Source organism: Actinoallomurus rhizosphaericola, from assembly GCF_024055675.1.
Classification (GTDB): Bacteria; Actinomycetota; Actinomycetes; order Streptosporangiales; family Streptosporangiaceae; genus Actinoallomurus; species Actinoallomurus soli.
The window spans coordinates 261575-282000 of the sequence record NZ_JAMXMW010000009.1; the positions used below are offsets into that span (position 1 = coordinate 261575).

Sequence of the window (20426 nt, forward strand, 5' to 3'; positions counted from 1 at the left end):
ATGTCGCCGAACGGTCCGAGCAGCGGATACCACCGGGCGGGCGCTCCGGTGCCGTCGCCGGGTGGGCTGCTGCTCCTGGCTCTGACGCTGCTCGGCCTGTTCGCGATGCACGGGCTGCAGGCCACGGTCGGCCCGACCGACACCCATGCGTCCGCCATCGTGGCCATGTCCGGGATGGCGGAGACGGACGCCGGAATGCACCACCCGGACTCCGGAGCAGGCCACGCGGACGCCGTCGTGGCCATGCCCGAGGCGGGCCACGCGGACGCCGGGACGCACCGCGCGGACGCCGGGGCGGCCCGGGCCGAGGCCGGGGCCGGTCACGCGGGTGCGGAGATGCGCCACACGGACGCGGGGGCCGGTCGTCATCGGGTCTCGCCGCCGTCGCACGTCCCGGCCGGTCACCGGCATCCCGGCGGCCAGATGTGCCTCGGCCTGCTCGTGATGGCCGCGCTGTTGTTCCTGGCCGCCGCCTTCGCCGGCCGCCGTGACATCGCCGGCGGAGCGATCCGTCCGGTCGGCCGAGGACGGGACTCCCTAGGCCGGGCGCCGCCCCGGCCGTCCATCTTCCGGCTCTGCGTGCTCCGACGGTGACAGGCCCCGGGTCCACCGATGACCCGTCCGCGCCTGATCCCGCACGTCCGAACACGGAAGGTCGAAAAACGATGAAGCGTGCTCTCTCCCTGGTCGTCGTCCCGGTCGCCGCCCTCACCCTCGCCGCCTGCGGCGGTGGGACGGACGACTCGGCTCACCCGATGAACGGTCACTCCATGAGCCCGGGCATGAGCATGGGCTCGGCCCCGGCGACCGCCGGTCACAACGCCCAGGACGTGATGTTCGCCCAGATGATGATCCCGCACCACCGGCAGGCGATCACCATGGCGAGGCAGGCCGCCACCAAGGCGTCCTCGCCCGAGGTCAAGAGGCTCGCCGCCCAGATCGAGAACGCCCAGCAGCCGGAGATCGACGAGATGACCGGCTGGCTGAAGGACTGGGGGGCGTCCACGCCCTCGCCCGGCGGCATGCACATGGGCGAGGGGATGATGTCCGACCAGGACATGAAGAAGCTCGACTCGCTGTCCGGCAGCGCCTTCGACAAGGCGTTCCTGGAGCTGATGATCCAGCATCACCAGGGCGCCGTCGCCATGGCCGGGACCGAGCAGGCCAAGGGCTCGAACGCCGACGCCAAGGCCCTCGCCGCCTCGATCATCCGCTCCCAGAGCGCCGAGATCGCCACCATGCGGAACCTGCTGAAGCAGAGGTGACCGCCCGGGGCGGCCGGCCTCGGTCGGCCGCCCCCGGTCCAGGTTCCGGGTGCTCCCCCTGGGGCACCACCGTTCGGTGATGAAGGGAATGACATGGGCGCGATCGGTCACGCGCTGGCGATCACCGGGTCGATGACCTGGGAGATCCTCTGGGCGCTGATCCTGGGATTCCTGCTGTCCGCGATCGTCCAGGCGGTGGTCCGGCGATCGACGATCGTACGGCTGCTCGGCGACGGGCGGCCTCGTACCCTCGCGACCGCGACCGGCCTGGGCGTCGCGTCGTCATCGTGCTCGTACGCGGCGGTCGCGCTGGCGCGCTCGCTGTTCGTCAAGGGCGCGAGCTTCATCGCGGCGATGACGTTCGAGATCGCCTCGACCAACCTGGTGATCGAGCTGGGCATCATCCTGGCGCTGCTGATGGGCTGGCGGTTCACCGCCGCGGAGTTCGTCGGCGGCCCGATCATGATCGTGATCCTGGCGGTGCTGTTCCGGCTGGTCCTGCGGGAGCGGCTGCTGCGCGACGCCCGTGAGCAGGCCGAGCGCGGCGTCGCGGGCTCGATGGAGGGCCACGCGGCGATGGACATGTCCGTCCGGCGGCAGGGGTCGTTCTGGCGCCGGCTGCTGTCCGGGGAGGGTTTCACGTCGGTCGCGCACGTGTTCGTCATGGAGTGGGCGGCGATCCTGCGGGACCTGGTCATCGGCCTGCTGATCGCCGGGGGGATCGCGGCGTGGGTGCCCGACTCCTTCTGGCGGCACTTCTTCCTCGTCGGCCACCCGCTCGCGGCGAAGCTGTGGGGGCCGCTGGTCGGCCCGCTCGTCGCGGTGATCAGCTTCGTCTGCTCGATCGGCAACGTGCCGCTGGCCGCGGTGCTGTGGAAGGGCGGGATCAGCTTCGGCGGGGTCGTCGCCTTCATCTTCGCCGACCTGATCATCCTGCCGATCATCCTGATCTACCGGAAGTACTACGGCACCCGGATGGCGCTGTTCGTCACCGGGACGTTCTACGCGGCGATGGTCCTCGCGGGCTACCTCGTCGAGCTGCTCTTCGGGGTCACCGGTCTGATCCCCGGCGAGCGGCGGGCGGTGGTGATGGAGCGCGGGATCTCCTGGAACTACACCACCTGGCTGAACCTCGGCTTCCTCGCCCTCGCCGCCGTCCTGCTGGTCCGGTTCGTCCGTACGGGCGGGATCCCGATGCTGAAGATGATGGGCGGCTCCCCCGACGCCGAGCACACGGACCACGCCGGCCACGACGCGCATCAGCACCACCACTAGGACGACTCGGCGACGGCGCGTTCGTACGCGGCGCGCAGCAGGTCGGTGGCGCGGGGGCGGTCCGGGTGCAGGCAGGGGACGCCCAGCGGAAGTGGCGGCGTCTAGGGTCGGGCGAGTGATTGCAGATCGCAATCACTTGCCCAGAGGCCGGAGCCGCTCTCATGTCCAAGGTACGAGTCCACAACTTCTCGATCTCTCTCGACGGTTTCGGCACCGGCGAGGGACAGAGCATGGACGCGGCGTTCGGCCACGCCGGCACGCGGCTCCACGGCTGGTTCTTCCAGACCAGGTCGTTCCGCGCGATGCACGGCGAATCCGGCGGTGACACGGGCGTCGACGACGCCCTGGCCCGTACGTGGGAGCCGGGGATCGGCGCGGAGATCATGGGACGGAACAAGTTCGGCCCGCAGCGCGGGCCGTGGGAGGACCACGAGTGGACCGGCTGGTGGGGACCGAACCCGCCGTTCCACACGCCGGTGTTCGTCCTGACCCACCACCCTCGTCCGTCGATCGAGATGGAGGGCGGCACGACGTTCCACTTCATCGACGCGAGCCCCGAGGAGGCACTGCAGGAGGCGCGAAAGGCGGCGGGCGGGCTCGACGTGCGCGTCGGCGGCGGGCCGCGCACGGTGCGGGACTTCCTGGCCGCCGACCTGATCGACCACCTGCACGTCGCAATCGTCCCGATCGTGCTGGGCCGGGGCGAGCGGCTGTGGGACGGCCTCGAAGGGCTGGAGGAGCGGTTCCAGGTCGAGTCGGTCACCACGCCGAGCGGGGTGACGCACGTGACCTTCACCCGCCCCTGAGGTCGTCACCCAGGCACACCGATTCCGGAATCAGAGCCGTGAGCGATTCCGGCGCTGATATGTCCGTTTTGTGATGTACGGCGGCACAACGCGGAAAGTAAGGCCCAGTGCCGTAAAACGTTAACGAAACGTTGATTGGCAGACCAGGCCTGAACACCCCTAAACTACGGAAAGCCCCGGCTGCCCCCGCCTTCACAGGAAGCACAGCCGTCCGCCGAATCCCCCCTGGGACCCGGGAGACCATCAGTTGTCGAGGCGCGTCCGGAGCCGATGAGGCTCCGACCGGGCGACTCCGGCCCGAGCCCGACCCCTGCCCCGGTAGGCGGCGAGGAGAGGAGTAGGACTCTGTGGCGCCCTCCAACCCGATGACTCCCACGCGCGCCACCGGCCGCTCGCGGTTCCGGCGCTCGCTCCGGATCTGCGCCGCGGCCTCGCTCGCGGTCACCGTCTCGCTGACGACGGCCGGCATCGCCGACGCCGCTCCGAAGCCGTCGGCGGCCGCCGCGAAGAAGAAGCTGGCCACGCTCAGCCCCCAGCTCGACAAAAAGGTCGATCAGTACAACAAGACCAAGACCGAGCTCGACGCGGCCAAGAAGCGCCTCAAGGTCCTGCAGGCGCAGAAGAAGAGCGAACAGGCCACGTACGACCAGCTGCACGCGCGAGTCGTGCAGCTCGTCGCGAACGAGTACAAGACCGGCCAGTCCGACCCGGCCACCGCCGTGCTGGCCTCGCACAACCCCGACCAGGCCCTCGACCAGATGTCCACGTTCATGCACCTGGCGAGCAACCGTGGTCAGGAGCTGACCGCGTTCCTCGCCTCGACGCAGCGGCTCCAGCGTGACCTGGCCGCGGTCCAGAGCACGGTGCAGGACGTCTCTCAGAAGGCCGCGGCCCTCAAGTCGCAGAAGGCGTCGCTCGAGAAGCAGATCGCCGAACAGCGGAAGCTGGAGCGCGAGGCCGGCGAGACGACTCCGTCGGGCAGCGGAAAGATCGGCGGCACGTACACCGGCCCGGCCTCCGGCTCGGCACGCGCCGCGCTGAGCTACGCCTACGCCCAGCTCGGCAAGCCGTACATCTACGGCGGCACCGGCCCGAAGGGCTATGACTGCTCCGGGCTGACGATGATGTCCTGGCGGGCGGCCGGGGTCAGCCTCCCGCGCGTCGTCCCCGACCAGTACAACGCGACCCGCCGCGTCGCGCAGAGCGACGCCCAGCCCGGCGACCTGATCTTCTTCAGCGGCCTGGGCCACGTCGGGATCGTGGTCGACAGCGGCCACTTCATCCACGCGCCCCGCACCGGTGAGAACGTGATGATCAGCCCGATCGCCGGCTACTGGCAGGGGCAGATCGTCGGCTTCGGCCGTCCCTGACGGCGTTCCCTGAGATGTCACCGCGCGGTGGGCCCCTGGGGGCGGCTCACCGCGCGGTTCGCATCCTCGAAGTGATCAGTGCCGGCCGGACACGGCCCGGTGGTACTGCTGCCAGACCTCCTTGTCGGTCACGGCTCGGTTCAGGAACATCAGGCCGTCGAGCCGGCAGTCGCACGCGTTCTTCTCGGCGGTGTTCTGGGGGAAGCTCCCGCCGATCTTGATGCCGCGCGGGTCGGTCGCCGAGGTGACGTGGGTTCCCGGCGTCCCGACCTGCCACGGGTCGCCGGCCGTCGTGTAGAAGCCGTCCAGCGGCCTGCCGTCCTTGTACAGCCGCATCGTGCCGTGGTCGTAGTCGAACGACGCGGCGAGGAACACCCATTTGCCGATCGGCAGGATGCTCTGCCAGTCCTCGTTCGCGGCGAACGTCTGCGACTTTCCCCCGTCGATGCGGCGGCCGAGGGCGACGACGCGCAGCGTCCCCGACACGTCGATCACCTCGAGCAGCGCGCGCACGTCGTGGCCGTTCGAGTCGCCGCTGAGCAGGCCCGCCAGCCCGACCGCGTTGTAGACGTCCGACGGGTCGGCCGTCTCGGAGTTGGGTGCCGGGTTCGGGCCGGTCATCTTGAACCAGCCCATGATCGAGGCCTCCTTCGCACCGCTGAAGGCGCGCAGGGTCGGCACGCCGGTGGTCGAGTAGACCCCGGCCTTCCAGTCGTCGTTGCCCTTGGTGTCCGGGTTCACCTGCCGGGTCTGGATCGCGTGGCCGCCGCCCGGGAACGCGCTGTCCCGTACGCGCATGGCGGCCCCGCCGTTGATCAGGTTGATGGTCGTGCCGGAGAGCCCGCGGTCGCGTTCCCGCGCGGGGTCGCCCGCGACGGGGTGCTCGAAGTCGTAGTACGAGACGAGGTTCGGCCGCAGGCTCGGCAGCACCGCCGACAGGGCGTGGCCCTGCCCCCGGTCCCCGCCGGTGCCCGCCTGGGCCGCGCTCACGCCCGCGAGCGGCCCGCAGAGCAGGGCGGCCACGGCGGCCGCCGCGAGGCGCCGGGACCGTACGGACCGGCGGCGGCCCGCACCTTTGGCGCTGGTTTCCGTCATGTTCCCTCCACGCGTCTGGGATCCCGGCGGTCACCGTCGGGGACGGTGACCGCCGGGGTCGAGGGGCCCGGGCCGCGTCCGCCGCCGGACCGGCCGGGTCGCGGCCCGGGCCCACGATCAGTCGCCGACCGCCGTGCCGGTGACCTTGAGGTTGCGGACCCGGCCGGTGTTGTCGAACGAGCCGAACCCGACCCGGCCGGACGCGAGGGTCTTGTCGACCGCCGTCATGCGCGGGTCCTTGGAGTGGTCGAGGTAGACCGCGATCTCACCGGTGTCGACGTGCCGGATCACCGTGACGTGGTGCCACTTCATGTCGGTGATCGACGGTGGCGCGCCGCGCGACCGCAGTGCGTCCCACTGGTCCTCGATCCGCAGCCGGTCGGCGTTGTTCACCAGGAAGATCCCGTTGTGCGGGTAGATCGAATTGTCCTGCGACAGATGCGCGTAGTAGAACTGCGTGTCCGACTGGTAGCCGAACACGATGATCACGTCGCGGTTCGTGACGTCCGTCGGGGTGTCGATCCGTACGTCCGCGTCGATCCGCTCGGTGCCGAACTTCGGGCCCTTGGTGAGCACCGCGTACTCGAACGGGCGGCGCGGGCCGGGCCGCTCGGTGCCGGCCTCGGCCAGGATCACCTGGTTGCCCTTGAACTCCCACTTCGACGGGGTGACCGGCGCCCAGTTCTTCGCGCCCGCCGTACCGTCCACGTGGGTGTGCCCGACCGGCCCGCCCGCGAAGTGCCGGGTGCCGACGACCTTCCAGATCTTGCCGTTGGCCTTGGACAGCATGTACAGCTCGCCGTGGCTGTCGCGGCCGAAGCGCAGGTCGACGCGCTTGTCCCCGGCGAACTGCTGCATCGTCAGCCGGTTGCCGTTCGTGTCGAACGTCTGCAGCTGGTGGATCGGCGCGCGCGGCCCGCCGCGGCGCATCTGGCTCTCCTCGGTGTAGTAGACGGAGCCGTCGACGAGGTCGCCGAAGATGTACTTGCCGTACAGCTCGGGCAGCTTGTGGCCGCGGTAGACGTAGCCGCCGGAGATCGCCTTGCCGATGTCGCTGGTGCAGTTCCAGCCGGCGGGCGGGTCGTGGTCGTAGGCGGCCACCGGGTAGTCGTAGCCGTACTTCGCGTCGTCCGCGGGCAGCGGGTACAGGTCGCAGCGGTCGTTCTTGACGAAGGTGAACGGGCCCTCGCGGTTCGGCCAGCCGGCGTTGTCGCCCGCGCGGATGTCCCAGACGCCCTCGATGGCGTGCTCGCCGATGTGGCCGAGGAACAGCCGGTGGCTGCCGCCGGTGTCCCAGCTGAAGCGGTGCGGGTCGCGGAAGCCGAGGGCGTAGATCTCACCGAGCGCGCCGGGCCTGCCGACGAACGGGTTGTCGGCGGGGATGCCGTACTTGCCGTTGGCGCTGTTGTTCCCGTGCGGGTCGATGCGCAGGAGCTTGCCCTGCGGGACCCCGAGGTTCTGCGGGTCGGTGTTGCCGGCGGCCTGGCCCTGCCCGCCGTCACCGGCGGCGATGTAGAGCTTGCCGTAGTCCTTGTCGCCCCGCTTGGCGTTCGGGTTGAACCCGATCTCCTGGATGCCGTGGATCTGCCCGCCGAAGCCGAGCCGGAGGATCTCCCGGTGCGTGCCGTGGAAGGTGTCCGCCTTCGGGTCGTCGGCGGTCCACTCGTCGATGACGCCGTGGTAGATGGTGCCGGCCTGCGGAGTCAGGTCGGGGACCTTCGTGGTGCTGGAGGCCAGCTCGGTGTGGACGGTGTAGAACTTCCCGTTCGTCCGGAAGTCCGGGTCGAAGGCGACGATGCCGAAGCCCTGGCCGAGGCCGCGCCCGGAGAAGAAGTACGGGTCGAACTGCGCCTTAACGTCCAGGTAGACGTGCGGCCGGCCGTTCCGGACGATGTACATGTTGCCGTTCAGGTCCGGCACGTACATCCGGCCGGAGCCGTCCGGCACCTCACCGATGAAGTTGATGCGCGCCCAGCGCATGAGGCGGGGGTCGACGGGCGCGGGAGTGGGCTCCGACTGGGGGAACTGCGCGTACTCCTGGAGGACGAGCCCCAGGTCGGAGGTGATCGGTCGTTCGGGGATCGGGTCCTTGACGGGCTGGTCGTCGGCCAGCGCGGCCGTCTGCGGCACCGTGAAGAGGGCCGCCAGGAGAGCGACGGTCGTCAGAAGGCACCATCTGAGCTTCGTCATTCTGCCACCCATGGGGTCGATAGGCGGAAAGCGCTTTCTGCAAACGCTTTCCCGAACGTAGGTGAGGGGGATCACAGCGTCAAGAGAGAGATTCGGCGGCCTCCCGGTCGGTCCAGATGAAATCGGATCGGTGCAGGTCGGGGCGGTCCGGATCGGGGCGGCCCGGACCGGTCCGGGCCGGTCCTGATCCGGCCAGGTCGGGTCCGGCCGGGCCGGGCCTGATCCGGCCAGGTCGGGTCGGGTGCGGTCGGGTCAGGTGACGTGCTCGGCGAAGCGGGCCAGGCACAACGACAGCGCCTCGGCGCCCGGCATCGCCCACAGGTCGTCGTTGAAGATCTCGACTTCGATCGGTCCCGTGTAGCCCGCCTCGTCCACGGCCGTACGGAACCGGCGCAGCTCCACGCAGCCGTCGCCGAGCATGCCGCGCCCGGTCAGGACGCCCTCGGGCAGCGGAGTCGTCCAGTCGGCCACCTGGAACAGCGCGATCCGGTCCTCCGCCCCGGCGCGCGCGATGGCGGCGTACGCGTTCGGGTCCCACCACAGGTGGTAGGTGTCGACCATGACGCCGACCCGCGCGGCGGGATGCGGCGCGGCCAGGTCGAGTGCCTGGTCGAGCGTCGAGACCACGCAGCGGTCGGAGCAGTACATCGGGTGCAGCGGTTCGAGGGCGAGGCGCACGCCGCACTCCCCCGCGTACGGGGCCAGTTCGGCGAGCGCGTCGGCGACCCGCCGCCGCGCACCGTCGAGGTCGCGGGAGCCCTCGGGCAGCCCGCCGCTGACCAGCGCCAGGGCCGGCGCGCCCAGCTCGGCGGCCTCCTCGATGGCCCGCCGGTTCTCCGCGATCGCGTCGGGGAGCTGGAAGAACCCGCCCCGGCACAGCGACGTGACGGTCAGCCCGGCGTCGCGGACCAGCTTGGCCGTACGGGCCAGGCCGTACTCGGCGACCGGTTCGCGCCAGAGCCCGACCCCGGTGACGCCGGCCGCGACGCACCCCGCGACCAGGTCCGGAAGCAGCCAGTACCGCGTCGTCCACTGGTTCAGGCTGAAGCGTTCCATGGTCAGGAGCCCTCCTTCACCGGGGAGGCCGTGCTCCCGGGCCGCTCGCTCACGCCCTGGACCGTGAGCCACGCGCGCATGCGTGCCACCGCGAGCTCCGGGTCGGGCAGCAGTCCCGCCCGGTCGGCCAGCTCGAACAGCCGGACCAGGTGCGGGACGGGCCGGGCGCTCTCCAGGCCGCCGACCATGCGGAAGTGCGCCTGGTGCCCGGCCAGCCAGGCGAGGAACACCACGCCCGTCTTGTAGTAGTACGTCGGGGCGGCGAAGAGGTGCCGCGCCAGCGGCACGGTCGGCGCGAGGATCCGCTCGTACGCCTCCGTGTCCCCGGCGTCGAGCGCGCCGAGGGCCGCCGCCGCGGCGGGCGCGATCGGGTCGAAGACGCCCAGCAGCGCGTCGCTGTGGCCGTGCTCGTCGCCGCGGATCAGCTCCGGGTAGTTGAAGTCGTCGCCCGTGTAGAGCCGTACGCCCGCGGGCAGGCGGCGGCGCAGCGCGACCTCCCGTTCGGCGTCCAGCAGCGACACCTTGATCCCGTCGACGTTCGCGGCGTTCGCCGCGATGATCGCCAGGACGCTCTCGGCGGCCGCGTCCAGGTCGGCCGACCCCCAGTAGCCCTCCAGGGCCGGGTCGAACATCGGGCCCAGCCAGTGCAGCACCGCGGGCCGCGCGACCTGGCCGAGCAGCCGCCCGTACACCTCCGCGTAGTCGCCGGGACCGGTCGCCGAGGCGGCGAGCTGGCGGCTCGCCATGATGACGGGCGTCCCCCCGGCCGCCTCGATCACGGCGAGCTGCTCCTCGTACGCCGCGGCGATCCACTTCAGGGGCGTGGGCCCGGGCGGGAGCTGGTCGGTGCCCGCGCCGCAGACGATGCGCCCGCCGCAGGCCCGCGCCTCCGCGCCGCTGCGCCGGATGAGCTCGCGCGTCGCCGGCCAGTCCAGGCCCATGCCGCGCTGCGCGGTGTCCATCGCCTCCGCGACGCCCAGCCCGTACGACCACAGGTGGCGGCGGAAGGCCAGGGTCGTCTCCCAGTCGACGGCCTCCGGGTCGGCGAACGGGTCGACGACGACGTGCGCGGCGGCGTACGCGACGCGCGACGTGGCGGGCACCGCCGGCGGCGGGTAGGCGCGCGGCTCGCCGAGCGTGTACGGGACGATCGAGCCGTCCGCCCTCGGCAGATCGATCTTCACTTGGTGATCTCCGGGACCTCGATGCGGCGGCCCTCCTTCCAGGAGCGCAGGCCCAGCTCGGCGAGCTGGACGCCCCGCGCGCCCGCGTAGAAGTCCCACGGGAACTCGCCCCCGTCGGCGACGTGCCGCAGGAACAGCTCCCACTGCGTCTTGAACCCGTTGTCGAACTCGGCGTTGTCCGGCACCTCCTGCCACTGGGCGCGGAAGTCCTCGGTGGCGGGCAGGTCGGGGTTCCAGACGGGTTTCGGCGTCATCGACCGGTGCTGGACCCGGCAGCGGCGCAGACCGGCGACCGCGCTGCCCTCCGTACCGTCCACCTGGAACTCCACCAGCTCGTCGCGGAACACCCGCGTCGCCCAGGAGGAGTTGATCTGCGCGATCACGCCGCCCTCGAGCTCGAAGATGCCGTACGCGGCGTCGTCCGCCGTCGCGGCGTACGGCTTGCCGGCCTCGTCGACCCGCTCGGGGATGTGGATCGCGCCGAGCGCCTGCACCGAACGGACCGGCGCGATGACGTTGTCGAGGACGTACCGCCAGTGGCAGAACATGTCGGCGATGATCCCGCCGCCGTCCTCCACCCGGTAGTTCCAGCTCGGGCGCTGCGCCTCCTGCCAGTCGCCCTCGAACACCCAGTAGCCGAACTCCCCGCGCACCGACAGGATGCGCCCGAAGAAGCCGCCGTCCACGAGACGCTTGAGCTTCAGCAGGCCCGGCAGGAACAGCTTGTCCTGCACGACGCCGTGCCGTACGCCCGCCTCGTCGGCGAGCCGGGCGAGTTCGAGCGCCTCCTCGACGTCCTCGGCGAGCGGCTTCTCGGTGTAGACGTGCCGGCCCGCCTCGATCGCCGTCCGTACCGCCGGCGCGCGGGCGCCGGTGATCTGGGTGTCGAAGTAGATCTCGACGCCGGGCCGGGCGAGGGCCTCGCCGAGGTCGGTCGACCACTCCGTGAGCCCGTGCCGCTCGGCGATGGCGCGTAGCTTGGCCTCGCTGCGGCCGAGCAGGATCGGCTCCGGCCAGAGCACGGTGCCGTCGGCGGTGGTGAGCCCACCCTGGTCGCGGATCGCCAGAATGGAGCGGACGAGGTGCTGGCGGTACCCCATCCGGCCGGTCACGCCGTTCATGACGATCCCGATGGACCTGCGTGCCATCCCTGTGTGTTCCTCTCTGCGGGTTCCGGTCGGCGGCTCGACGGGTGGGCGTCGGCTGTTCGGAAGGAGTTCGGTCGGTGAGGGCTCGGTCGGCGGGGTTCGGTCGGCGCGGTTCAGTCGGCGGCCGAGGCCGCGCCGAGCAGGTCGCGGATCCGGCCGGTGGCACGGGCGAACTCCGGGCGGGCCATGGTCGTGGCGTAGTCCCGCTCGTCCGGCAGGCCGACGTCGATGACCTCGGCGATCGTGCCGGGCCGGTCGGTCATCACGATGATCCGGTTGGCGAGGTAGGCCGCCTCCGCGATCGAGTGCGTGACCAGCAGGACGGTCGTATGGGTCTCCCGCCAGATGCGGTTCAGCTCGATGTTCAGCTGCTCGCGGGTGAGCGCGTCGAGCGCGCCGAACGGCTCGTCCATCAGCAGGACCGGCGGCTCGTGCAGCAGCGCCCGGCACAGCGCCACCCGCTGCTGCATGCCGCCGGACAGCTCGTGCGGGTACGCGTCCTCGAAGCCGGTCAGCCCGGTCATCGCGATCAGCTCCGCGGTGCGCTCGCGGGCCCGGTCGGCGGGCATCCGGCGCATCTCCGCCTGCAACAGGATGTTGCGCCGGGCGCTGCGCCACTCCAGCAGCGCGGCCCGCTGGAAGACGTACCCGATGTCGTGGCGCGGCCCCGTGACCGGCTCGCCGCGGAGCCGTACGGTGCCGGAGGACGGCTTGAGCAGCCCGGCGACCAGCTTGAGCAGCGTCGACTTGCCGCAGCCCGACGGGCCGACGATCGCGACGAACTCCCCCTCGGCCACGTCGAGCGACACGTCCCGCAGCGCCGTGACGTCCTTCTTCTTCGTACGGAACCGCACGGCCACGTCCTCCAGCCGAACGCTCCCCCCGCGGCTCGCTTCCTGTTTCGCCACTCGTCCTCGTTCCCGTGTGCTGCCGGGCATCGTCGGCGCTCCTCTCGGTCGGTCAGCCCTGCGGCGCGGCGGAGGGGTCCCAGTACGCCGATGGTGCCTGTGCCTTGCTGATCAGGCCGCTCTGTGTGAAGACGGCGATGGTCTGCCGCCAGTCGGCGTCCGTGTTGACGCCGGGGGCCTTGCCCTGCGTGGCCGCGGTGTGCAGGAGGCTCAGCGTGGTCTTGAACTGGTCGGCCAGCACCGTCTCCGACGGGAGCTGCTGGGACGCGCCGCGCATGGCGGCGACGGCGTTCGCCGAATCCTTTTCGGCCTCCGCCCACGCCTCGCTCGTGGCCGCGGACATGCGCTTGACCAGGTCCGTGTCGCTCTTCAGCTTGCGGTCGCCGACGAGCAGGCCGTTGGAGTAGAAGTTCAGCCCGAAGTCGGCGAACTTGAGGTACGCCACCTGCTTGCCGGCCTTGGCGGCCATCGTGGGGCCCTGGTCGTTCGCGTAGCCGATGAGGCCGTCGGTCCGGCCGGAGATGACCGCGGCCATCTTGCCCGCCGGGTCGGTGTTCTGCAGGTGGACGTCGGAGTCGGTGAGGCCGTTCTTCTTGAGGAACGCCGGGAACGTACGGGACGGCGCGTCGCCCGCGGTGGCCGCGATGCGCTTGCCCTTCAGGTCGGCCGGTGTCTTGATCGCCTTGTCGGAGAAGAACTGGACGGCCGCCGGGGTCGTCTGCAGGTAGACGCCGATGCTCTTGACCGGCAGGCCCTGGCTCACGCCGGCCAGCAGGGCCGGCGTGTCCGCCCAGCCGAAGTCGGTCTGGCCCGCGCCGGTCGCCTGCACCGTCTTCTGTGAGCCCTGCCCCGCCTTGATCTGCAGGTCGATGCCGTGCTTCTCGAAGATGCCCTGCTTCTTGCCGTAGTAGAACGGCGCGTGCTCGCCGTAGGGGTACCAGTTGAGGGTCAGCGTGACCTTGTCCAGCTTCTTGCCCGAGGCGCCGGTGGTCTTGTCGCCCCCTCCCCCGCACGCGGCGGCGACCGCCACGATGGGGACCAGGGCCAGGACGAGGCTGCGCAGTTTCATGTCGTCTCCGTCGGTAGGTCGGGGGGACGCGTCAGGTCGGCGGGACGGGGGCCGGCGTACGGCCGGGGAGTGTGGGCCGTGCGTCAGTAGGTGGTGGTCACGGCGGTGCCGCGACGGCTCGCGTGCCAGGGCAGCAGCAGCTTCTCGGCGAACTCCACGAGCACGAACAGGACGACGCCGATCAGGGACATCACGAGGAGGCCGGCGAAGAGCATCGGGGTGTCGAGGTTCCCGTTGGCCTGCTGGATGACGTATCCGAGGCCCTCGTTCGCCCCGACGAACTCGCCGACGACGGCGCCCGTGACGGCGAGCGTCACGGCGACCTTCAGGCCGGAGAACAGGTGCGGCAGCGACGCCGGGAATCGGATCTTGGCGAAGGTCTGCAGCGGTCCGGCGCCCATCGTCGCCGACAGCTGGATCATCTCGGGGTCCACCGCCTTCAGGCCGGTGACCATCGAGATGACGACGGGGAAGAACGCGATGAGCACGGCCACGACGACCTTGGGCGCGAGGCCGAAGCCGAGCCAGACGACGAGCAGCGGCGCGATCGCGACCTTCGGGATGACCTGGGCGAACAGCAGCACCGGGTAGAGGGTCCGCTCGACCGCCGAGGAGTACACCATGATCACGGCGGCGAGGACGCCGACGACCGTCGCGATGACGAAGCCCAACAGTGTCTCGTACGTCGTGACCCAGGTGTGGTGCCAGAGGTAACCCGTCTTGTCGCCCATGACCTGCAGGGTCTTGGCCGGCGACGGCACCAGGTACGCCTTGATCAGCTTCGCCGCGGTGATCGCCCACCAGGCGAGAAGGCAGGCGACGAGCAGCGCGACGGGCCGCCAGGACCGCACGACCGCCTCGCGCACCCGCTCGCCCGCCCCGGGTCTGTCGCGCTCGGCGACTCCGGCCACCGGAACACTGGGCGTGGTGCTCTGACTCACCATGAGCTCCTCCGTGCTCGGACCCCGAGGTCGTACGGCTGTCAGAAAGCGTTCTCTGAAAGCGCTTTCTGCTACCGTAGGGACGGCGTACGGTGCGGTCAAGAGGCGTTTTCCACCGACCTGGATCGCATGGACGCGGCATGCTGGAGCCAGGAGGGCGCAAAGTGGGGGAAAAGCAGACCGGCGGGAGCGGCACGACCGGCGGGCACGTCACGCTGCAGGACGTCGCCCGGCGGGCGGAGGTCTCCCTCGCCACCGCCTCCCGCGTCCTCAACGGCACCACCCAGGTCCGCGCCGACCTGAAGGAGCGCGTCCTGGCCGCCGCGTCCGAGCTGGCCTACGCGCCGAACGCGCACGCCCAGGCGCTCGCCCGCGCCTCCAGCCAGTCCATCGGTCTGATCTGCCACGACGTCAGCGACCCGTACTTCGCGGCCATCGCGCGCGGCGTGACCCGCGCGGCCGCCGAGCACGGGCTGCTCGTCATGCTGGCCAGCACGTTCCGCGACCCGGCGCGGGAGGTCGACTACGTCGCGATGCTCCGCGCCCAGCGGGCCCGCGCCATCCTGCTGATCGGATCCGGGTTCGAGGACCGCGCGTGGGAGCGCTCGATGGGCGCCGAACTCGACCCCTACGTACGGGCCGGGGGCCGGGTCGCCGTCCTCAGCCGCCACCGCAGCCTGCGCGTCGACACCGTGCAGCCGGAGAACCGCGAGGGCGCGGCCGCGCTCGCCCGTACGCTCCTCGCGCTCGGCCACCGCGACTTCGCGGTGCTCACCGGGCCGCGCACGCTGACCACGGTCGTCGACCGGCTCGGCGGCTTCCGCGACGCCCTCGCCGAGGCCGGCGTGTCACTCTCCGACGACCAGATCGTCGAGGAGTCGTTCACCCGCGACGGCGGATACGCCGCCGCGACCGAGCTGATCCGCCGGGGCCTGCGGGCGACCTGCGTGTTCGCCCTCACCGACGTCATGGCGATCGGCGCGCTGTCCGCCTTCCGCTACCACGGGGTGGACGTCCCGGGACGCGTGTCCCTGGCCGGCTTCGACGACATCCCGATCGTCCGCGACCTCGTCCCGCCCCTGACGACGGTCGCCCTCCCCCTGGAGGAGATGGGCGAGCGGGTCATGAACCTCGCCCTCCGCGACCCGGCCCGCCGCAGCCGCGTCGAGCGCATCCCCGGCGAGGTCGTCCTCCGCGCCACCACCGCCGCCCCGCGCAAGCCGTCCTGAACACCGGTCCGTGCCGGACGTCCGGAGCGGGCATCAGGATCACCGAAGGCGGATGAATTGCCCGGCAACCCGCAGGGAGCCGAGCAGGACGATTCGGGGAACTCCCCGCCACTCCTCTGGAGACGCGGGTCACGCGGTGTTCGAATTCCTCCGCGATCTTCGAAGATCCCCGTCAACCCCCCGCGTCTTCAGGAGTCATCATGCGTCGTCTCGGGCTGCCCTCCTCCGTCCGCCGGCTCACTCGCACCCGCAGGTTCGTCGTCCCGGTCGCCGCGTTCGCCGTAGGGGTCGTCATCACGCCGGTGGCCGCGTACGCCGCGACCGGGTCCTTCTCCAGCAGCACGACCACGTCCGCGGTGACGGCCACGAACACCGGCGGCGGTTACGCGCTCGACGCGACCTCCTCCAAGACGACCGCGATCCGCTCCACGTCCCAGGGCACCGGCAACGGGTCCGCGATGTTCCTCCGTCAGTACTCGACCGGCGAGGACTCCAACGCGCTGTACGCCAAGGCGTACCCGACGGACGGCGTGCACTTCGGCGTCCAGGGCGTGACCTCCTCCCAGGGCGCGGGCGTGTACGGGCAGTCGGCACAGGACACCGGCGTGGCCGGGCAGGGCGTGGCCGGCGTCGTCGGTCAGGGCACCGCGTACGGCGTCGTCTCCGCGGGAGACGGGCTGCTCACCGGCGGCAACCTCTACGACGACGGCGGCCTGAGCGGGATCTGCACCGTCGCCTCCGGCGCGACGACCGCCGACTGCACGTTCACCATCCCCTTCGTCGACACGGCGGCCAGGCCCGTCGTCGTGGTGACCCCGCAGGGCAACCCCGGCGGCGCCTACTGGGTGCAGAACGCCTCGGCCTCCGGCTTCACGCTGAGCCTCTCCGCGCCCGCGCCGGCGTCGGTGGACTTCGGCTACCACGTGGTCGGCCTGTACCCGCAGGCGGCCGCCGCGAAGCACCTGCCGTCGTCCGCCCGGCCCAAGGTCCGGCGGGCCCAGCGCTGACCTCCCGGCCGGGCGGTGGGGATCCCCTGAAGACCGCCGGAACGGATCTCCGGCGGCGGGCGGCGCGATAATGCCACTCTGCCGCCGGCCGTTCCCGGCGGGCACCGGAAGAGCCGCTCACCGGCTCTACGGTGAGAACGGGGTTTTCGTACACGAGGGAGACGACGTGAGCTACCCACCGGCACGTTACGAGGGCGAGAACGGCGAGATCAGCGCCACCTACCGCCCGACCGGCCACGAGCCGGAGCTGACCTACTCGTCCGGCAACACGGTCCACTACCTCGCGACCGGCGAGGCGACGGGCGGGCTGTTCGGCCTGTACCGCTGGGTGATGGGCCCCAAGCCCAGCGGCCCCGACCCGCACTTCCACCGGTCGATCGCCGAGTCGTTCTACATCCTCAGTGGAACGGTCCGCATCTACAACGGCGAACGCTGGATCGACACGGTCCCCGGCGACTTCGTCCACGTCCCGGCCGGCGGCATCCACGCCTTCCGCAACGAGTCCGGAGAGCCGGCCTCGATGCTGCTGCACTTCTCCCCGGGCGCCCCGCGCGAGGGCTACTTCGAGGGCCTCGCGGAGGGCCTGGACAAGCTGACCGACGAGGAGCGCATCGAGTTCTTCCTCCGCCACGACAACCACTGGGTCTGACACAGACGCCGATGTGATCGAGCCCGCCGTTCCGGCCCGGCGGCCTTGGGAGTACCGAGTTCCCCGGGCGGGGCACGGGGTGTCGCAGCGGCATCGGGCCGTGGCGCGGCTACGCCCGCCGCAGCTCCCTGGGGGTACGACTCAGAGCGTCGGGCACCTCGCGCATCTCGTCGTCGAACACCATGACCTGACGGGTTTCGGTGCCGTAGGCGGTCCAGCCGGGATCGCCGTCCCGCGCGAAGCGCACGAGTGCGCCGTGCAGGGCGGTTGCCAGATGCCGTGGTGCGTCGGGGCCCAGCAGGTCGGCTGCGCCGGGGGCGTCGAGGTGATCGAAGACGAAGGGGAGGTCCGTACAGTGAGCGGCGCCGAACAGAGGCGTCGGCCATGCGAACTGGTAGGCGTAGGTGGAGATGCCCGCAGCCGCGGCACCGTCGGCGACACCGCGTGCGGGCGTGCGGAAGGTGCGGTCCGATAGGGCTTGCGCGAGCGCGTGACCGGGATTGTCCGTCTCCAGGGCGCGCATGTAGTCCTCCAGGTCCTCGCCGGTGAGGCCGAGGTTGGCGAATCCCTGCCTGGACGCCTGCACCGAGGGGGCGGGTTCCACCGTACCGAGAATGAAATTCCACTCCTCGACGGTGGTGCCGATCATGAGCGAGTCGATGGCCCCCGGCTCGGCGAGAGCGTCGTAGGGCGAAGCGGTGACGACGTCGCCGTCCAGGGTGGGCTGCCAGCGCAGGGAATCGCGCCTGACCCGCCGGGCCCGCTCGTCCACCTCGGCCGCAGGTGGCAGCACCTCCTTGGGCAGCCAGGCGGTCTCCAACTCCAGGCGCTTTCGCACCGGCACGCTGGTGAGGGCGGCGCGCGTGCGCGGGGTGCCGAGCAGCGCGGCGAAATCCTCCGAGAGCGTCTCCGTACGGGGGAGGGAGGCGAGCAGGGGCGTTCCGGCGCTCATCACGGCCAGACGGCGGAACAGTCCCCGCGCAGCCGGACAGCCGGAGAGGGTCAGGGTGGCCGTGGCTCCTGCGGACTGCCCGGCCACCGTGACGTTGGAAGGGTCACCGCCGAAGGCTTCGATGTTGTCGTGCACCCAGCGCAGCGCCATGGTGATGTCGAGCAGGGCACGGTTCGCGACGCCATCGTCGAGGATCATGAAGCCCTCCGCGGCGAGGCGGTAGTTGGGAACGACGAGCACGATGCCGTCCCGGGCGAAGGACTCGCCGGTGTACCAGGGGCTGGCGTTGCCTCCGCTGAAGAATCCGCCGCCGTGCAGCCACACCACGACGGGGTGGTGACCGCCGGTGTCCGCGGGCGCGTACACGTTGAGGTTCAACGGGTTCGGGCCCGCGACGACAGGGTCCGGGAAGAGATCCTGGGCAACGTTCGGGTGCGCCGCCGTGGCTCCGTAGGCCACGGCCTGGAGCACACCGTCGAACGGCCGGAGGGGGCGTGGCGGAGCGAACGCGTGGTCGGGGTAGGGGGCGGCCGCATACGGGATCCCGAGGAACTCCGCGCATCCGTCACGGACCTGTCCTTCGATCCGACCGCACGGTGCGTGCACCATCATGGTCTGCCTCCTTCGCGTCGAGCCGGACGGTGTCGAGCGCCGTCGCTGGATTTCAGGCGGCATGGGCGGCTTCCTCATCGTGCTGCCGGGGGCGGGAGGCCGTTGCGGCGCCCTTCAGCAGAAGTGAGAGGAGCGCGCTGACGACGCTGATCGCGGCGATGACGTAGAAGGCGACGTGGTAGCCGTCGACGACGGCCGCGGAGCCGGTCGCCCGGCTGCCATGGGTGACACTGGAGGCAATGGTGACCAGCGCGGCCAGGCCGAGCGCCGCGCCGAGCTGGCGACACATGTTGAGCAGGCCGGACGCGACCCCGGCGTTGCGCGGGGCCACGCCGGTGGTGGCCGCGACGATCGCCGGCATCATCATCACGCTCGTTCCCGCGCCCACGACGAGCGTGGGAATCAGGACGTGACCGACGTACGCGGCGTGGGCGGGCAGCTGGGCCAGCCATGCCAGACCCACGGCGGTGATCAAGCCGCCGCCCACCACGAGCCGGCGCGGGCCGAACGTGGGGATCAGCCTCTGGGAGACGAGGACGCCGACGCTGATCACCGAGACCATCGGCAGCAGCGACATCCCGGTGCGCAGCGCGCTCTCACCGAGCACCTGCTGCAGGTACAGCGAGAGGAAGAACAGCGGTGCCGTGAGCACCCCGCCCATGCACAGGGTCAGGATGTTGCCGATGCGCACGTTGTGGACCGCGAACACCGCCGACGGGATCAGCGGCTCGTCGGCACGACGCTCGATCGCCACGAACGCGGTGAGCAGAACGACTCCGCCGATCAGCACCGCGAGGACCTCGCCCGAACCCCAGCCGTGGTCCGGGGCGATCGAGACGCCGTAGACGATCGCGGCAGCGGCCAGGGTGATGGTGACGGCGCCGGGAACATCCATGCGGGCACGCCCCTCGGAGGGCGTGGAGGGCCGCAGGCAGATCAGGCTCCCGGCGAGCAGGCCGGTGCCGATCGGTACGTTGACGAGCATCACCCAGCGCCAGCTCAGCGAGGCGGTCAGCAGCCCGCCGAGCACGATCCCGGCGGCACCGGCGCTGGAGGCGGCGACGCCCCACCATGTCATCGCGAGCGTGCGGCGGCGGGGCTCGGTGTGGCTTGCGGTGATCAGGCTGAGGCTCGATGGGGCGAGCGCGGCCGCGCCGGCGCCTTGGACGAGGCGTGCCGCCAGCAGCATCCAGCCGTCCTGGGCGAGTCCGCCGAAGAGACTGGCCGCAGTGAAGACCACCAGCCCGATCTGGAAGACGCGGCGGCGGCCGAACAGGTCGCTCGCACGCGAGGCGAGCAGCAGCAGGCCGCCGAAAGTGATCAGGTAGCCGTTGACCACCCACTGCTGCGCCGTGGCCGACAGGCCGAGCCCGGTCTTCATCGAGGGCAGAGCGACGTTCACGATGCTGGAGTCGAGCACCACCATGAACTGCGCGAGGCAGGCGATGACGGCGACGGCGGCCAGGCCCACACCCGGCTTGGCGACCTCCTGCGCGGTGTGTTCGGCGGACAGCGTGACCGTCGCCCCGCTGGGACGTTCGTGAGGCATGGGAGAGCTCCTCTGCAAGTTACCGGATAGCCTGTCCGACAAGTGCGCAGCCGATGCCGGATAGGCTGTCCGGCAACGATAGGTCAATGTCGGATAGGCTGTCCACTTGCGGGCCGGGACG

18 protein-coding genes are annotated in these 20426 nt (G+C 71.1%); 8 read left to right on the top strand and 10 right to left on the bottom strand.

From position 1 onward, the window contains the following. The 5 genes from NE234_RS21690 (at position 1) to NE234_RS21710 (ending at position 4716) form a co-directional block, all read left to right on the top strand. On the top strand, positions 1-594 hold the full coding sequence (locus NE234_RS21690) for a hypothetical protein (RefSeq protein WP_252782303.1): 594 nt from the start codon (positions 1-3) through the stop codon (positions 592-594). Between the two features lie 71 nt (positions 595-665). After that, the gene (locus NE234_RS21695; RefSeq protein ID WP_252782304.1) at positions 666-1265 is read left to right on the top strand and encodes a DUF305 domain-containing protein; all 600 of its coding nucleotides are present in this window, start codon (positions 666-668) and stop codon (positions 1263-1265) included. A gap of 93 nt (positions 1266-1358) precedes the next feature. Then, entirely contained in the window at positions 1359-2540 is a 1182-nt protein-coding gene (locus tag NE234_RS21700; RefSeq protein WP_252782305.1) for a permease, read from the top strand. Positions 2541-2701: 161 nt separating this feature from the next. Continuing rightward, positions 2702-3346: a dihydrofolate reductase family protein gene (locus tag NE234_RS21705; protein ID WP_252782306.1), complete on the top strand. Its 645-nt coding sequence runs from the start codon at positions 2702-2704 to the stop codon at positions 3344-3346. A 347-nt stretch (positions 3347-3693) separates the two neighbouring features. Continuing rightward, positions 3694-4716 (top strand): C40 family peptidase, encoded by a 1023-nt coding sequence (locus NE234_RS21710; protein ID WP_252782307.1) that lies wholly within the window; start codon positions 3694-3696, stop codon positions 4714-4716. 75 nt (positions 4717-4791) lie between these two features. On the opposite strand, the gene NE234_RS21715 is transcribed toward NE234_RS21710, so the two are convergent. From NE234_RS21715 to NE234_RS21750, 8 genes are all read right to left on the bottom strand, one after another. Then, the gene (locus NE234_RS21715) at positions 4792-5811 is read right to left on the bottom strand and encodes a LamG domain-containing protein (protein ID WP_252782308.1); all 1020 of its coding nucleotides are present in this window, start codon (positions 5809-5811) and stop codon (positions 4792-4794) included. A 117-nt stretch (positions 5812-5928) separates the two neighbouring features. Beyond that, positions 5929-8001, bottom strand: coding sequence for a PQQ-dependent sugar dehydrogenase (locus NE234_RS21720; protein WP_252782309.1), 2073 nt, complete (start codon positions 7999-8001; stop codon positions 5929-5931). Between the two features lie 252 nt (positions 8002-8253). Further along, positions 8254-9057 carry a sugar phosphate isomerase/epimerase family protein gene (locus tag NE234_RS21725; protein ID WP_252782310.1) on the bottom strand — a complete coding sequence of 268 codons (804 nt, stop codon included), beginning with the start codon at positions 9055-9057 and terminating at the stop codon, positions 8254-8256. Positions 9058-9059: 2 nt separating this feature from the next. After that, positions 9060-10241: a dihydrodipicolinate synthase family protein gene (locus tag NE234_RS21730; protein ID WP_252782311.1), complete on the bottom strand. Its 1182-nt coding sequence runs from the start codon at positions 10239-10241 to the stop codon at positions 9060-9062. Next, positions 10238-11389 (bottom strand): Gfo/Idh/MocA family protein, encoded by a 1152-nt coding sequence (locus NE234_RS21735; RefSeq protein WP_252782312.1) that lies wholly within the window; start codon positions 11387-11389, stop codon positions 10238-10240. The genes NE234_RS21730 and NE234_RS21735 overlap by 4 nt, the downstream gene beginning before the upstream one ends. Before the next feature lie 113 nt (positions 11390-11502). Continuing rightward, on the bottom strand, positions 11503-12297 hold the full coding sequence (locus NE234_RS21740; protein WP_252782313.1) for an ABC transporter ATP-binding protein: 795 nt from the start codon (positions 12295-12297) through the stop codon (positions 11503-11505). 52 nt (positions 12298-12349) lie between these two features. After that, the gene (locus NE234_RS21745) at positions 12350-13366 is read right to left on the bottom strand and encodes an ABC transporter substrate-binding protein (RefSeq protein WP_252782314.1); all 1017 of its coding nucleotides are present in this window, start codon (positions 13364-13366) and stop codon (positions 12350-12352) included. A gap of 83 nt (positions 13367-13449) precedes the next feature. After that, on the bottom strand, positions 13450-14310 hold the full coding sequence (locus NE234_RS21750) for an ABC transporter permease (protein WP_252782315.1): 861 nt from the start codon (positions 14308-14310) through the stop codon (positions 13450-13452). A 161-nt stretch (positions 14311-14471) separates the two neighbouring features. Here NE234_RS21750 and NE234_RS21755 point away from each other — a divergent pair, with 161 nt between their 5' ends. The 3 genes from NE234_RS21755 to NE234_RS21765 all read left to right on the top strand — a co-directional run bounded on the left by NE234_RS21755 (position 14472) and on the right by NE234_RS21765 (position 17192). Beyond that, positions 14472-15536, top strand: coding sequence for a LacI family DNA-binding transcriptional regulator (locus NE234_RS21755; protein WP_252782316.1), 1065 nt, complete (start codon positions 14472-14474; stop codon positions 15534-15536). 200 nt (positions 15537-15736) lie between these two features. Further along, entirely contained in the window at positions 15737-16543 is an 807-nt protein-coding gene (locus NE234_RS21760) for a hypothetical protein (protein WP_252782317.1), read from the top strand. A gap of 166 nt (positions 16544-16709) precedes the next feature. After that, positions 16710-17192 (top strand): cupin domain-containing protein, encoded by a 483-nt coding sequence (locus NE234_RS21765; RefSeq protein ID WP_252782318.1) that lies wholly within the window; start codon positions 16710-16712, stop codon positions 17190-17192. A 109-nt stretch (positions 17193-17301) separates the two neighbouring features. On the opposite strand, the gene NE234_RS21770 is transcribed toward NE234_RS21765, so the two are convergent. Both NE234_RS21770 and NE234_RS21775 read right to left on the bottom strand, forming a co-directional pair. Then, on the bottom strand, positions 17302-18756 hold the full coding sequence (locus tag NE234_RS21770) for a carboxylesterase/lipase family protein (protein WP_252782319.1): 1455 nt from the start codon (positions 18754-18756) through the stop codon (positions 17302-17304). Positions 18757-18808: 52 nt separating this feature from the next. Continuing rightward, positions 18809-20305 carry an MFS transporter gene (locus NE234_RS21775; protein ID WP_252782320.1) on the bottom strand — a complete coding sequence of 499 codons (1497 nt, stop codon included), beginning with the start codon at positions 20303-20305 and terminating at the stop codon, positions 18809-18811. Positions 20306-20426: the final 121 nt, after the last annotated feature.